The sequence below is a fragment of the Wenyingzhuangia sp. IMCC45574 genome, from assembly GCF_054182685.1.
This window is the reverse complement of the sequence record NZ_CM135169.1, coordinates 2298419-2314913: the sequence shown is the minus strand read 5'-3', so window position 1 is coordinate 2314913 and position 16495 is coordinate 2298419. Positions and strand designations below refer to the sequence as shown.

10 protein-coding genes are annotated in these 16495 nt (G+C 35.4%); 5 read left to right on the top strand and 5 right to left on the bottom strand.

Annotation, left to right across the window (positions count from 1 at the left end):
• Positions 1-39 precede the first annotated feature (39 nt).
• The 5 genes from ACXHHC_RS09810 to ACXHHC_RS09790 form a co-directional block, all read right to left on the bottom strand.
• On the bottom strand, positions 40-2154 hold the full coding sequence (locus tag ACXHHC_RS09810; protein ID WP_458226195.1) for a glycoside hydrolase family 97 protein: 2115 nt from the start codon (positions 2152-2154) through the stop codon (positions 40-42).
• Between the two features lie 13 nt (positions 2155-2167).
• Positions 2168-4462: a family 65 glycosyl hydrolase domain-containing protein gene (locus tag ACXHHC_RS09805; protein WP_458226194.1), complete on the bottom strand. Its 2295-nt coding sequence runs from the start codon at positions 4460-4462 to the stop codon at positions 2168-2170.
• 8 nt (positions 4463-4470) lie between these two features.
• Entirely contained in the window at positions 4471-5124 is a 654-nt protein-coding gene (gene pgmB, locus ACXHHC_RS09800) for a beta-phosphoglucomutase (RefSeq protein WP_458226193.1), read from the bottom strand.
• 76 nt (positions 5125-5200) lie between these two features.
• On the bottom strand, positions 5201-6535 hold the full coding sequence (locus ACXHHC_RS09795; RefSeq protein ID WP_458226192.1) for an MFS transporter: 1335 nt from the start codon (positions 6533-6535) through the stop codon (positions 5201-5203).
• 135 nt (positions 6536-6670) lie between these two features.
• Positions 6671-7714: a LacI family DNA-binding transcriptional regulator gene (locus ACXHHC_RS09790; protein WP_458226191.1), complete on the bottom strand. Its 1044-nt coding sequence runs from the start codon at positions 7712-7714 to the stop codon at positions 6671-6673.
• Between the two features lie 213 nt (positions 7715-7927).
• Here ACXHHC_RS09790 and ACXHHC_RS09785 point away from each other — a divergent pair, with 213 nt between their 5' ends.
• The 5 genes from ACXHHC_RS09785 to ACXHHC_RS09765 all read left to right on the top strand — a co-directional run bounded on the left by ACXHHC_RS09785 (position 7928) and on the right by ACXHHC_RS09765 (position 16483).
• Positions 7928-10834, top strand: coding sequence for a SusC/RagA family TonB-linked outer membrane protein (locus ACXHHC_RS09785; RefSeq protein WP_458226190.1), 2907 nt, complete (start codon positions 7928-7930; stop codon positions 10832-10834).
• Positions 10835-10845: 11 nt separating this feature from the next.
• The gene (locus ACXHHC_RS09780; RefSeq protein WP_458226189.1) at positions 10846-12468 is read left to right on the top strand and encodes a RagB/SusD family nutrient uptake outer membrane protein; all 1623 of its coding nucleotides are present in this window, start codon (positions 10846-10848) and stop codon (positions 12466-12468) included.
• An 11-nt stretch (positions 12469-12479) separates the two neighbouring features.
• Positions 12480-13544, top strand: coding sequence for a SusE domain-containing protein (locus ACXHHC_RS09775; RefSeq protein ID WP_458226188.1), 1065 nt, complete (start codon positions 12480-12482; stop codon positions 13542-13544).
• A gap of 80 nt (positions 13545-13624) precedes the next feature.
• Positions 13625-14560: an alpha/beta hydrolase gene (locus ACXHHC_RS09770; RefSeq protein ID WP_458226187.1), complete on the top strand. Its 936-nt coding sequence runs from the start codon at positions 13625-13627 to the stop codon at positions 14558-14560.
• A gap of 18 nt (positions 14561-14578) precedes the next feature.
• Entirely contained in the window at positions 14579-16483 is a 1905-nt protein-coding gene (locus ACXHHC_RS09765; RefSeq protein WP_458226186.1) for a glycoside hydrolase family 13 protein, read from the top strand.
• Positions 16484-16495: the final 12 nt, after the last annotated feature.

Sequence of the window (16495 nt, the reverse complement as noted above, 5' to 3'; positions counted from 1 at the left end):
ATCGGGAATAGCCTTTTTTAAACTAAAATAAATAAAAGATTACTTCTTCTCAATAATACTAATAGCATATCCACCACCAATAGCAGAAGTTAGCTTTAAGCTACTTTTACTAGTAACGGTTTTTTTCGTGATTTTATAAGATTGAGAATTGGTTTTGTAATGTGCATCCTTACCATCGGCATAAATAGTTGCAATATATTTTTTTCCCTTGTCTAGAAAATCCAGTTTAATTTTAGAGGTTCTTTTTTCCATTCCGTTTACATTACCAACAAACCAGTTGTTGTTGCTTTTGTCTTTACGAGCAACTGTAATGTAACTACCCGGTTCTGCTTCTAAATATTTACTATTACTCCAGTCAACTGCTACGTCTTTAATAAACTGAAAAGCATCTAAGAAACGATCGTAGTTTTCTGGTAAATCTGCTGCCATTTGTAACGGGCTGTACATGGTAACATATAACGCCAATTGGTTGGCAATAGTAGCGTTAACTCGGCTGTTATTGTTAGGGTTTAGTTTAGAAATATCCGTTTCAAGAATTCCTGGAGTATAATCCATAGGTCCACCAATTAAACGTGTAAATGGTAAAATAGTAACGTGATTGGCATTGTTTCCTCCAAAAGATTGGTATTCTGTTCCCCTTGCAGATTCGTTTCCAATTAAGTTTGGATACGTTCTACAAATTCCTGTAGGTCTTACTGCTTCGTGAGCGTTTACCATAATTTTGTAATCTGCTGCTTTTTCTAAAGCGTATTGGTAGTGGTTAATGGTCCACTGACTGTAATGAAAATCTCCTCTTGGTAAAATACTACCTACATATCCACTTTTTACAGCGTTGTATCCGTTGTCTTTCATAAACTGATATGCTTTGTCCATATGACGTTCGTAGTTACGAGTAGAACCAGAAGTTTCGTGGTGCATAATCATTTCTACTCCTTTAGACTTAGCGTATGCATGAATTTCTTGTACGTTAAAATCTGGGTAAGGAGTTACAAAATCAAAAACATAATCTTTAGATTTTCCAAACCAATCTTCCCATCCTTCGTTCCAACCTTCTACCAAAACAGCATCAAAACCATGTTTGGCAGCGTAATCTATGTATTCTTTAACATGTGCATTGTTTGCAGCGTGTGTTCCGTTAGGTTTTACTTTAGAAAAATCAGTTTTTCCTAATTGAACCGCTGGTACATCGTTGGTGTAAGACCAAGAGCTTTTTCCTGTAATCATTTCCCACCATACCCCAATGTATTTTACGGGCTTAATCCATGATGTATCTTCAATTTTACATGGATCGTTTAAGTTCAATGTCATTTTAGAAGCCAATACCTCTCTTGCATCGTCGCTAGCAATAATTGTTCTCCATGGAGTGTTACAAGGAGCTTGTAGGTGACCTTTGTCTCCATTTGCACCAGGTGTTAACCAAGATTGAAAAACCATGTTTTTGTCATCTAAATTCAAGTGCATACAAGCATAGTTAATCAATGCAGCTTCGTGTAAATTAATGTACAATCCATCATTAGATTTCATCATTAAAGAAGTTTGTACACCTGTTTTAGAAAAAGCGGTTTGCGATGTGTTTGCGGTAAAAGCTTTGTCAAACAAACCTCTAATTTCTGATAATTTAGAAGTCGTATAATCGTATTCTTGTGTGTCGTAATCTCCAGGAATCCAAAATGCTGTGTGGTCACCAGTCATGGCAAATTCAGTTCTTTCTTCTTTAAGCGTAAAGTAAGTTAGGTTCTTTTGCTCAGGGAACTCGTAACGGAATCCTAAACCATCATCGAATAATCGAAAACGGATAACCATTAATCTGTTAGAATTATTTTGGGTTAAGGTAACTGCTAATTCGTTGTAATGATTTCTAATTTCTGCAGTTTCTCCCCAAACAGGCTTCCAATTTTCATCAAAAGTTGCAGTAGAGGTGTTGGTTACTTTAAAGTTGTTTAATAACGATTGTTGGTCGTTCTTTAATTCCAGTCCAAGTTTACTTTGCTTTACAACTGCTTGCCCTTTGTAGTTTAAATCGTAGGTAGGTGTACCGTCTGATAGTAAACTAAAATTCATGTTAAATGCTCCGTTGGGAGAAGATATTTTCTGGGCTTGTATCACGCTAGTGATAGAAAGCCAAACGCTAATTATTAAAATGAGTTTTTTCATGATGTGATGTTTTTTAATGTGATGCTTTTGCAATGATTTCTTTACCGTTTACTAGAATGGTTAGATCTGTATCTCCATCTACGGTAAAATGATTGTTTTCTTGAGTTATGTGTACGTGTACTATTTGGTTTCTAAAATTTATTTTAAATGTATATCCTTCCCATTCTTTTGGAATTCTTGGCTCAAAAGAAAGCATGTTGTTTTTTATTCTCATACCTCCAAAACCTTCTACAATACTCATCCAGGTTCCTGCCATAGAGGTAATGTGTAGTCCTTCGTGAACTTCTTTGTTGTAATCGTCTAAATCCAAACGAGAGGTTCTTAAGTAGAATTGGTAAGCCTGCTCCATTTGATCCAATTTTGCAGCTAGAATACTGTGGATACAAGGTGATAACGAGCTTTCGTGAACTGTAAAGGGTTCGTAAAAATCGAAATGTTTTTTAATTTCTTCTTGGGTGAATTGATCTTCAAAAACATAAAATCCTTGTAATACATCTGCTTGTTTTATAAACGGAGATCTTAAAATTTTATCCCAAGACCAGTGTTGATTGATAGGCCTAATAGCAGGGTCTAAATCATCGGCATAGATAAATTCTTTGTCTAAGAATCCGTCTTGTTGTAGGTAAACCCCGTATTGTTCACTGTAAGGAAAATAGATATTGTCTGCTACTTTTTTCCAATCGCTTAGTTCTTTTGACGAGATTTTAGTAATCTCTAGAATTCTACTATAATCTTCTGCGTATTGTTCTTTTACGGTTTGGATGTTTTCCAACGCATAGTTGATACACCATTTAGCTAAGTAATTTGTGTACCAGTTGTTGTTAATGTTGTTTTCGTATTCATTAGGACCAGTTACCCCTAACATAACGTATTGGTTTTTGTCTTTAGAAAAGCTAACTCTTTGGTGCCAGTAACGAGCAATTCCAATTAATACTTCTAATCCTTTTTCTGGAACATAAGAGTAATCACCAGTGTAACGAACATAGTTTTTAATGGCAAAAGCAATAGCTCCATTTCTATGGATTTCCTCAAAGGTAATTTCCCATTCGTTGTGGCATTCTTCACCGTTCATGGTTACCATAGGGTACAAAGCAGCTCCATTAGAAAATCCTAATTTTGTAGCATTTTCTATAGCTTTCTCTAAATGATTGTGTCTATAAGTTAGTAAATTTCTTGCGACTGTTTCATTTTTAGTAGCCATATAAAATGGCAAACAGTAGGCTTCCGTATCCCAGTAAGTACTACCTCCGTATTTTTCACCTGTAAATCCTTTAGGTCCTATGTTTAATTTAGAATCTGCACCTGAATAGGTTTGATTTAGTTGGAAAATATTAAAGCGAATTCCTTGTTGCGCTTTTACATCTCCATCAATAGTAATGTCAGCCGATTTCCAAATTTCTAGCCATGCTTCTTTTTGGATGTCTAGCAAAGCATTAAAACCAATTAATGCTACTTTTTTTAAGGTGTTTTTGGCAGCAGAAATCAACTCTTTTTTATCGTGATACCTGTCTACTGTATACCCAGCAAATTTATGAATGGTATAATCAGAACCTTTTTTTATAGTCTGTGTATAAGAAGAAGATGCTGAGGTTGTAGTTTTTGCGTGTTCCGCATCTATTTGAACTTCTTTTTCATCCACAAAAAATTTAGACTCCATATATGTACATACGTGGAATTCTGTCTTTAAGGTATGGCTGGTAATAAAAGATTGATCTTCTTCTTGAGTAATATTGGTTATTCCCCAAAACTGATCGTCCCAATTAGTGTCTTGATTGGTGATTCCTGCATCTAAATAAGGCTCGTAGCTAATGGTCATGTCCTTATTTAATGGAGTAACGGTATACGATATTACTCCAGCTTCGTTGTGACTTAGACTTAAAAAACGCTTTGTTTCTACCTGAATTTCACAATCGTTTTCTAGGGTTACGGTGAACTCTCTAGAAAACCACCCTTCTTTCATGTTCAATTCTCTTCTAAACGAAAGAATTTCTTTACAAGTGTTTAAGTCTAAGGCCAAGCCATCAACAAATACTCTAATTCCAATCCAGTTGGGAGCATTTAATACTTTGGCAAAATATTCTGGATAACCATTTTTCCACCAACCAACTCTAGTTTTGTCTGGGTAATAAACTCCGGCTATATAACTACCTTGAAAAGTTTGTCCGGTATAATCTTCTTCGAAATTGGCCCTTTGTCCCATGACTCCATTCCCTAAACTGCAAATACTTTCAAAAGCTTCTTGAGTTTCTGGATGAAAACCATTTTCTATAATGGACCATTCATTTGCTATGTGATTTATTTGATTCATTTTTTGTACTATTTAGAGATTAGGCTCTTTAGGTAAGCATTGGAAATTTTAGTGAAGTCACTAAAAATCTCCGGAGCTTCTTTTAATGTGTCCGACTTTCCTATACCTATAGGAGCCATGTTTGCGGCATTTGCTGCTTCTATTCCTGCTTCTGCATCTTCAAATACAAAACAGTTTGTTGGTGATACGTGTAACTTTTCTGCAGCCGTTAGAAAAACTTCTGGGTCAGGTTTTGGATTTGTTACAGAAGTACCATCTACTATTACATGGAATTCATCAAAGAGATCTAATTTTTTGAGGATGTACTTTGCGTTTTTACTTGCAGATCCTAAAGCAATTACTTGTTTGTGGTTCTTAAGAAAGTTGAGTACTCTGGGTACATCGGGTAAAATATCAGATTCGTCCATTCTCTCTATATAATCTAAATAGACTTTATTTTTTTCACTCATCATACGGTTAAATTCCGTTTCTGATAGTTGTACGTTTCCCCAATTTAAAATTCTTTGGAGTGATTCTGCTCTGCTAACTCCCTTTAGTTGCTCGTTTTGAGTTTCTGTAAAATCGATATCTATAGAGTTGGCAAGTTCTTTCCAGGCTAAGTAATGGTACTTAGCAGTGTCCACAATAACTCCATCCAAATCGAATATAAATCCTTTGACCATGTTCTTTACTTTTTTAAAATTAAGCACAGTTTTCCTGTGTTAATTCAGCGTTTTGTTGATTATGTATGTGGAGTTCTTACTGTTTTGTATACGAAACGTCTTTAACACGTAAGGCTAAAACAGCAGCAATAATAAAGGACACACCTGCAGTGACCAAGGCATAAATAGCCTGATTTCCATAGAGGTATTTTACGATAGGACCACCAATAATAGCATTGATGATTTGAGGGATTACAATAAAAAAGTTGAAAATTCCCATGTATACTCCCATCTTTTTTGGGTTGATAGCCCCAGCAAGCATTGCGTAGGGCATGCTTAGAATACTAGCCCAAGCAAATCCAACGGCAATCATACTACCAATTAAAAAATACTTATCAGTAGCAAAAAAGATAGAAATTAATCCTAATCCACCTATAAATAACGAGATAGCGTGTGTTTCTTTACGACCAATTTTTTTAGAAATATAGGTTAAGAAAAAGGCTATTATAGCAGAAGTTAGGTTGTAAACACCAAAGATGATTCCTACCCAGTCTCCAGCTTCGTTATATAGTGTAGATTGTGTGTCGTTTATATTAAATATGTGTTGTGCAATGGCAGGTGTGGTAAATACCCACATACCAAAGAGACCAAACCATGAAAAAAACTGAACTCCAGATAGTTGTTTCATTGTTTTGGGCATGTTCTTAAAATCTGTAAGAATAGATTGCAGTCCAAAAACTTCGTTTGTTTTTTCTTCTACGTCATTATCACTAGTAAAAGAGGTTAACTCTTCTGGAGTATACTCCTTAGTAGTGAATACAGTTACTAATACAGAGGCTATTAAAACAATAGCTCCTATAATAAAAGATGCAATAAGGTTTTGGGGAATACCGCTACTGGTTACAGCAGTAAGTCCAAACCAATTGGCTAACGCATAAGGTAGCCAGGAACCTATTACTGCACCAAATCCTATCAATACAGTTTGAATACTAAATCCTAAAGTTTTTTGATGATCTCCTAAATTATCTCCTACCAATGCTCTAAATGGTTCCATGGCAACATTAAACGATGCATCCATTATCATAAGCATTCCAGCACCTATCCATAAAGGAGGTAAAATGGTAATAAATAAATTAGCTTGTGGCATTAAGACTAACCCTATAGAGGCTAACAATGCACCAATTAAGAAGTAAGGTCTTCTGCGGCCCAGCTTAGTCCAAGTTCTATCGCTATAGTGTCCTACAATAGGTTGTACTAGTAAACCCATTAGTGGAGCTATAATCCAGAACCAAGATAATTGATGAATGTCTGCTCCAAAAGTTTGTAGAATTCTACTGGCATTTGCGTTCTGCAAAGCAAAACCCATTTGAATACCTAAGAATCCAAAACTCATGTTCCAGATTTCAATTAAACTAAGTGTGCGTTTTTCCATTATCGCAATATTGTTTTATTGCTGATAAGTGCGAAGACTCATCAAGACTTATTATTAATTTAGTGAGAGATGTAAAAAAATAAGTCTCGATATTTCTACAAAAGTAGAATAATTTTTTAATATTTCAAAAAAAGTTTACTTAGTTGTCTGTCTTTCAATCAAAGTTGCATCCATCGTTTGGGTTACAAAGAACTCAGAATTGGTATTTTCTTCTATCTTGTCAATCAGTAGTTTAGCCGATGCTACACCCATTTCAAAAGCATGCTGACTTACCGTAGTCATTGCTGGTATTGAGTATTTAGACAAAACTCCGTCTGTAAACGCTATAATAGAAATATCGTCTGGAACTTTATATTCCATATTCATAGCCGTTTTCATTACGGTAATAGCAGAAAGTTCGTTCACTGCAAAAAATGCATCTATGTCTTTGTACTGGTAAAGTAGTTTTACAATGTCTTGTTCTAGTAATCTTACCACTTCGTCTTTGTCTCCATCTTGGTCTTGAATTCGGATTACTAGGTTTGGATCGAAAGGAATTCCATGTTCCTCTAATGCTTCTTTATATCCATCGGTTCTTAGTTTTCCTACAGTTATATAATCTTCGGTTGTAACGATGGCAATTTTCTTACACCCGGTGCTAACTAGTTTATTTACTGCTTTTTTTGCACCTGCCTTGTCATCAATAATTACTTTGTCGCATCCAACTTCATTGGTAACTCTATCGAACATTACAATAGGCATTCCTTGGTTAATGGTCTCGTTAAAGTGATGAAAGTCTTTATTTAATAAGGTTTCTTTAGCAACAGAAATAATAAATCCGTCTACACTACCATTGGCAAGTGTTTCCATGTTAATTACTTCTGTATCAAAGGTTTCGTTAGAAAGGCTAACCACTACTCTGTATCCCTTTTTATTAGCCTCGCTGTCTATTCCTGCAATTACATTAGAAAAGAAGTAATGTGTAATTTCTGGTATGATAATCCCTATGGTCTTGGATTTATTGTTCCTAAGATTCAACGCTATGCTGTTGGGCTTGTAATTATAAAACTTTGCAAATGCCTGAACGAGGTTCTTAGTTTCCTCACTAATTTCGTGGCTATTTCTTAAGGATTTTGAGACCGTAGAAATAGATAAATTTAGCTCTTTTGCGATCTGTTTTAGAGTGATTCTTTTTGACATATTTTTAGTGTAAGGGTGTAAAAATAAACATAATGCTAAAAAAGCAACTTTTTATTTAAAAATTAGGCAAAAAAACTGCTTTTTCGTAATTTCTAGTAAAACTTATCAACACGAAAACGTGATAGTAGTGTTCGTCGTTTGACATGGCCTTTAAATTTCTCTAGGTTTACGTCGAGATGTAAAAAAATAAGTCAAAAACTAACACTTAAAAGTATGAAAAAAACGTTAATTATATTATTTGTTACTATCCTAATTCCGATGGGAATGATGGCACAAGAAAGTGTCTCTGGAATAGTAAAAGATAAGGCAATGGATTTGCCTTTAGCAGGTGTTTCAATTGTGGTTGATGGAACAGCCAATGGAACAGTTACAGATTTTGAAGGAAACTATACTTTAAAATTGGTTGATGGAAATACAAAGGCAATTGTAATTTCTTATATAGGATACAAAACACAAACAGTTGCTATTCCAGAAAATGGAAAATTAGATATACAATTAGAAGAAGATGTTACTAGTCTAGAAGTTGTAACACTAAGTGTAGGTTATGGTTTTTCTAAGAAAGAGGATTTAACAGGTTCTGCAGATTTGGTTACTTCTAAATCTTTTAACCCAGGTCCTCAACAATCTCCACAACAGTTAATTACTGGTAAGGTAGCAGGTGTAACCGTTACTTCGTCTAGTGGTGCACCAGGAGATAAGCAAAACATTGTAATTAGAGGTACAGGTTCTTTGGTATTGTCTAGTTCTCCTTTAATTGTATTGGATGGATTGCCATTAAGCGATGAAACTTTAGGAGGAGCAAGAGATATCTTAAATACCATTAACCCAGATGATATTGATAGTATGGTGGTGTTAAAAGATGCATCGGCAACTTCTATCTACGGATCTAGAGGGGCAAATGGGGTTATTTTAATTACAACTAAAAAAGGTAAAAAAGGTGGATTTAAGTTTTCTTACAATGCTGCAACTTCTATCTACACACCAACACAAGATTCAGAGGTTTATGGAGCAAATGAATTTAGAGAGTTGGTAAACACTATTGGTAGTGCAGACGACATTGCTAAATTAGGAGATGCAAATACAAATTGGCAAGATGAAATTTACCAAACTGCTATAGGTCATCAACATAACTTTAGTGCTAGAGGTAGTGTATTAAATACACCATTAAGAGTTTCTTTAGGGTATAGCGATCAAGATGGTGTTTTAAAATCAGATAACTTTAAAAGAACTACAGCATCGGTAAATGTAATGCCTTCTTTCTTAGACGATCACTTAAAAGTGGAATTAAATGGTAGAGGAAGTTTTACACAAAACACATTTGCAAACAGAGATGCAATTGGAGCTGCAAACGATTTTGATCCAACTCAACCAGTACGCGATGAAAACTCAATATTTGATGGATATTATGCTTGGACAGGAATAAATGGTTACCAGTTAAACTTAGTGCCAACAAACCCTGTTGCTTTGTTAAACTTAGTAGATGATACTTCTGAAGTTAGAAACTTTATTGGGAATGCTAAGATTGATTACAAGTTACATTTCTTGCCAGAAGTTACTGCAACCGTTAATACAGGTGTAGATATTACAAATGTACATGGTAGAAAAGTAACGGCTGCGAGTATGCCAACTTCAGATGAGACTTTTAACGGGTCTAGAACTTCTTTTAGAAATAATGCGCAAAACAAATTGTTTGATTTCTATTTAACCTATAAGAAAGACTTTAACAAACATGGGTTGAATGTTGTTGGAGGATATTCTTTCCAACAGTTCGAAACTGAAAAGTACGATTACAATAGTGAGGCAGAGGAGGAAGGAAACAGCTTCGAGTTTGTTGATAAATACAGAAGTACATTGTTGTCTTATTTTGGTAGAGCAAACTATAACTATGATGGGAAGTACTTATTAACGGCTACATTAAGAGCAGATGCTTCTTCCAAATTAAGCCCAGAGGATCGTTGGGGAATTTTCTCATCTTTTGCGGCAGCTTGGAATATTCATAAGGAAAACTTTATGGAAGATGTTGATTTTGTAAACGAATTAAAATTAAGATTAGGATACGGAGAAGTAGGTAATGTAAACGGATTGAAAGACTATATGTTTTTAACTCGTTACACAGGAAGTACTTCTGCTGCCAACTATCAGTTTGGAAATCAGTATTACCAAACATACCGTCCAGACCCTGTAAACAAAGATTTAAAGTGGGAAATAGGTAGAACTTACAACGCAGGTATTGACTATGCTTTCTTAGATCACAGAATTCAAGGTTCTTTTAACTTGTATAGAAAAGAAACGAGAGATGTAATTGCAAATACGGTGGTAGATCCATTTACAAACTTTGGAAACAGAATTGCTGCTAACTTAGGAGACATGGTTAACAAAGGGGTTGAATTTAATGTAAACTGGAAAGCAATTTCTAACGATGATTTAAGTGTTTCTTTAGGATACAACATTTCTTACAATAAGAATGAGATTACAAGATTACCAGATCAACAATTTACAGGAGATATTGCTGGAGGTACAGGGAACAAAATCCAAACACATGTACAAGGATATGCACCATTTAACTATTTAGTATTTGAGCAAATTTATGATACTGCTGGTAAGCCAATTGAAGGAGCTTATGTAGATAGAGACGGAAACGGAGTGTTAAACGATAAGGATATGTACATGTACAAAGATCCATATGCAGATGTAACAATGGGGTTCAATACCACAGTTAAGTATAAGGACTTTGACTTTAACATGGTAACAAGAGCTAGTATAGGAAACTATGTGTATAACAATGTTGCATCAAGCAAAGGTTATTCTGATAAGTTAACGGATTTAGAAATTCTAAATAACATTCATACAAGTTACAATCAAACAGGTTTCCAAAAAGTAAACTTATTTAGCGATCACTATGTAGAAGAGGCTTCTTTCTTTAAGATAGATAATGTTACATTAGGGTATAGTCTTCCTAAATTCTACAAAGACACTAAAGTAAGAGTGTACGGTTCTGTACAGAATGTATTAACAGTAACAGATTATAGCGGTTTAGACCCAGAAGTAAACTTAGGAATAGACGACAATGTTTACCCTAGACCAAGAACTTTTGTGGTTGGATTAAATGTTAACTTTTAAAATTTAGAAAGATGAAATACAATAAATATATATGGATTGCATCAATTGTAGCTGCTATGACTTTTTCTAGTTGTACAGACGAATTAGATCAGAATCCAATAGATCCAGATAGTTTTACAGAGCAAGATGTATTTGCAAATGAGGACAATGTAAAGAGTGCTTTAGCCAAAGTATATGCTAGTTTGGTATTAACAGGGCAAAAAGGACCAGATGGTTTAGCAGATATTGATGGGATTGATGAAGGAACTTCTCAGTTTTCTAGAATGTTGTTTTACATGAACGAATTAACTACAGATGAAGCTGTAGTAGGTTGGGGAGACCCAGGATTGCCAGATTTACACGAGATGAACTGGTCTGCAAACAATACATTAATTGAGGCATTGTACTATAGGTTGGCTCAGGTAGTATCTTTTAGTAACTCATTTATTAGCAATGCTGAGCAATTTAATGGAAGCGATGAGGTACAGTATTTTATTGCTGAGGCTAGATTTATTAGAGCTTATGCTTACTATAATTTAATGGACTTGTATGGAGGTGTGCCAATTACAACAGAAATTTCTACTGCGTTGCCGCTTCAGAATACTAGAAAGGAAGTGTTTGATTTTGTAGAAGCTGAATTGTTAGAGATTCAGGATTTGTTAAAAGATTCTGGAGCTAACGAATACGGAAGAGTAGACAAAGTAGCTGCTTGGGCATTGTTATCACGTTTGTATTTAAATGCAGAGGTATATACAGGAGAAGCTAAATACAATGAGTGTGTTACTTTTTCAGAGCAAGTAATCAACTCTTCATATATTATTAATATCAACGATGCAAATGGAAATGGTTCTGCTTACGACGAATTATTCTTAGCAGATAACCATACAAACGGAGCTCAAAACGAGTTTATCTATGCGTTAAACTTTGACGGATTGAATAGTAAAACTTGGGCAGGTACTACTTTCTTAGTACACGCTGCTATTGGAGGTTCTATGGATGCTGCTGAATTTGGAGTAAACGGAGGATGGTCTGGTTTAAGAACAACCAAAGGTTTGGTAGAAAAGTTTGATGGAGCGGTAACAGGAACTAGAACTGGAGGGGAACCAACAGCTTGGGCAGATGCAAGGGCTATGTTTCATAGTGATGGTCAAAACTACGAGATTACTACCATTGCGAATGAGTTTACAGATGGTTATGCAATTGCCAAGTTTAAAAATGTAGACTCTAATGGAGTTGCAGGTAGCGATCCAACAGGAAATCATACCGATACAGATTTGCCTTTAATTCGTTTGGCAGAAATTTATTTGAATTATGCAGAAGCAACGGCAAGAGGTGGAGCAGGAAGTACTGCTACAGCTGTAAGCTTAATCAATGAATTAAGAGAGAGAGCTTATGGAGATGCTACTGGAAACATTAATTCTGGAGACTTAGACGTTGCTTTTGTAATGGACGAAAGAGCAAGAGAGTTGTACTGGGAAGGATTACGTAGAACAGACTTAATTAGAAATGGTCAGTTTACAGAGAATACATACTTATGGCCTTTTAAAGGTGGAGCTTCTCAAGGTACTGGAGTAGGGAAATACAGAGAGTTATTCCCATTCCCTAATAACATTATTAGTACCAACCCTAACATCAAACAAAACGATCAATATTAAACTTTAATATGATGAAAAAAATAAATTTTAAAAAGGCAAGAGTTATCACTTTGATAGCTCTTGTACTAATGGCCTCTTGTGCAGAAGAATCAGATTTAGTGATTGATACAAACAGTATTACTGGGCCAGCGATATTAACTCCAACAGGAGGAGTAGACTTAGAATTAAAAATTCAGGATGAGACAAAAACAGCTACAACCATTGTTTGGGATGGTAGTAAGTATGGTCACAATGTAGAGGTTACTTATACAGTTCAGTTAGCTGTTGCAGGAACAGATTTTGTAGAGCCTATAATTGCAGGTCAAACAAGTAAAACGTTTTATTCTTGGACAGTAGATCAATTAAATACATTTGCAATTGCAGCAGGTTTGCCAGCATTCCAAGAAGGAGCTTTAGAGTTAAGAATTTTATCAACAGTAGGATCGCAAGGGTCTGGAGAGGTAGCTTCAGAGGTTTTGTCTCTTGCAGTAACTCCATATACAGCTCAGTTGCCATCTTTATCTGTTCCTGGGAATCACCAAGGATGGAATCCAACAACAGCTCCTTTAATTTCTTCTTCTGCTTTTGGAGAGACAGATTACGAAGGATACCTTTGGTTAGATGGTGGGTTTAAATTTGTAGCCCCTGATGGTGACGGAAATTATGCTTGGGGGAATGTTGACTACGGAGACGATGGAAGTTTTTCTGGAGTTTTAACAGAAGATGGAGAGTCCAATGCAGAAGCTGCAACAGGACATTATTTTGTAGAAGTAAACACAACGTCGCTTGTATATGCTATTACAAAGTACGATTGGGGAGTAATTGGAGATGCTACTGCAGGTGGTTGGGATGCTGACCAAGATATGACCTATAATACTGCTACTGGAGTTTGGGAGGCAACTTTAGATTTGGTAGCAGGAGAAATAAAATTTAGAGCAAACGATGCATGGGAAAGAAATTATGGTGATGAAGATGGTGATGGTATTTTAGACCTAAATGCAGGAACAAATATTTCTATTGCAGAAGCTGGGAACTACACCATTATTATGGATTTAAGTACCCCTAGATCTTACACTTACACAGTTACTAAAAACTAATTGGTGTATAAATTTAAGCCTGTTCTGTTTTTTGTAGAACAGGCTTTTTATTCTTTGTGTTTAATTATAAAACAAACGGTATGAGGTTTAAAGTAGTTTTATTATTGATGCTCCTTGTTGTATCACTACAAGTAAAGGGGCAAAAGCCATTGCCAAAAGTGGTTAATGGAAAGGTTGAAAGAATAGAAAACTTTCAATCAAAATATATAACTGCCAGAAATATTGATGTTTGGTTGCCAGAGGGGTATTCAAGCAACTCTAAATACGCTGTTTTATATATGCACGATGGGCAGATGATATACGATTCGGGAACTGAGGCTGCATGGAACAAGCAATCGTGGGATGTAGACGATGCAATTACAGCATTATCAAAGGCGGATAAGATTAAAAAAGTAATTGTAGTAGGAATTTGGAACGGAGGAAAAACTCGTCATATAGATTATTTCCCGCAAAAACCATTTGAAAATTTATCGACTGTTGAAAAAGACACGGTGAGTTCTCAATTGAGAAAAGTGGGGGTAGTTAAAAAAGATTTTCAGCCAGTATCAGATAACTACTTACAGTTTTTAGTGAAGGAGTTAAAACCAATGATTGATAAAAAATATTCGGTTTTAACAGATAGAGAAAATACTTTTATCATGGGAAGCAGTATGGGAGGATTGATTTCTTTTTATGCGATTTCTGAATATCCAAAAGTGTTTGGTGGAGCAGCTTGTTTGTCTACACATTGGCCAGGTACTTTTACTTTGGATAATAATGTGGTGCCAGATGCATTTTTAAATTATCTTAAAGCAGCATTGCCATGCCCAAAGAATCATAAAATTTATTTTGATTGTGGAGATGCAACTTTAGATGCTTTGTATCCAAAGATTCAGAAAAAGGTAGATGGTATTATGGTTAAAAAAGGATTTGATGCCAAAAACTGGTTGACAAAATATTTTCCAGGAGAAAATCATAGTGAGGATGCTTGGAAAAAACGTGTACACATTCCATTGGAATTTTTGTTAAAGAAATAGGATTTAAAAATCATCAAAATGAAAAAAATAATTATTGTATTTACTTCTCTGTTGATGTGTATTTCATGTCAAGAATCCAACACAAAACCAGTCATAAAAACAGCTAAAAAGACTGCTTTTAACGAACCGCCTGCGTGGGCTAAAGAAGTGGTTTGGTACGAGATAGGAGTAGAGCGTTTTAGAAACGGAGATCCTACGAACGATCCAACTGCTGCAGATATTCAGGGGTCTTACCCTGGTTTTGTCCCTGAGGGATGGAAAACAACTCCTTGGACACAAGATTGGTACAAAGAGGATGAGTATTTTAAAAATACCAAAGGGCATAAAGACTTTTTTGGGAATACACTAAACAAATTTGTTGACAAAGTACAGTTAAGACGTTATGGAGGAGACTTGCAAGGAGTTTTAGATAGGGTAAACTATATAGATTCTTTAGGGGTTACGGCCGTTTATTTTCGTCCTTTAAATGATGCTCCGTCTTTACATAAATACGATGCTAGAAACTGGAGACATATCGATCGTAATTTTGGTCCCAATCCAAAGAAAGATATAGAAACTATCAAAAGTGAAATACCTGAAGATCCGAGTACGTGGCAATTTACAGAAGCTGATAAGTTGTTTCTAAAGGTGATTAAAGAGTTTCATAAAAGAGGGATTAGAGTCATTTTAGATTATTCGTGGAACCATACTGGGCAAACCTTTTGGGCTTGGCAAGATGTAGTTAAAAATCAAGAGCAATCTAAATACAAAGATTGGTATTGGGTAGAGGAGTTTGACAATCCAAAGACGAAAAAAAATGAATTTAAATACCACGGTTGGGCAGGTGTAGCTACGTTGCCAGAGATTAGAGAAACACAAAAACAAGACTTGTCTAAAAAAGTAAGTTCTTTTGAAGGGGATATTTATAGTGAGCAAGCAAAGCAGCATATTTTTAATATCACCAAAAGATGGCTAGATCCAAATAAAGACGGAGATACTAGTGATGGAGTAGATGGATACCGATTGGATGTAGCTGGAGAAATGCCTTTAGGCTTTTGGAGAGATTTTAGAAAAACGGTAAGAGCTATCAATCCAGATGCTTATTTGTTAGGAGAAATATGGTGGGAAGAATTTCCTGATAAATTATTGAATCCTGCTCCGTTTTTAACAGGAGATGTTTTTGATGGTGTTATGAACTACCGTTGGTATAGAGCTTCTAGAAATTACTTTGCAGGGGCACCCAATAAAATTAGTGCTACTGAGTTTACAGATAGCTTGGCAAGTTTTGACAAAGGCCTACGAAAAAGTACACGCTATGCCATGATGAATTATACTTGTGGGTTTGATACTCCAAGGTTGTTAACTTCTATGTTTAACAAAAACAAGTACAAGCTAGGGTGTAAAGTACACGAGAACGAAGCGTATAAGATTCAGAAACCAGATGAGGTTACTTACAAAGAGGTAAAGTTATTGTTAGCGCAACAGTTTACCTATTTTGGAGCTCCACATATCTATGCCGGAGACGAAATGGGAATGTGGGGAGCTGATGACCCTTCTTCTAGAAAACCATTAATGTGGCCAGATTATACTTTTGATGAAGAAACAACTCATCCTACAGGAAGAAAAAGACCTGTAGATAAAGTAGCTTTTAATAACGAATTATTCAATTATTACCAGAAGCTCATCAAAATAAGAAAAGAGTACCCTGTGTTGATTCATGGCGAAATTGAATTTTTACAAGGAGACGATGAGGTTTTAATCTATAAAAGATTTGATTCTGAAAACGAAGCAATAGCGGTTTTTAATATTTCAGAAAAACCAAAAACAGTGTGTTTGGATTTGCATGGGAAGCATTATAAAGATGTTTTAGGAGGTGCAAAAATTCAAAACAAAGAGATACTAATTCCAGCACGTTCTGCTTCTTTATTGGTAGCTGGGAACTAAAAAAATAGAAAA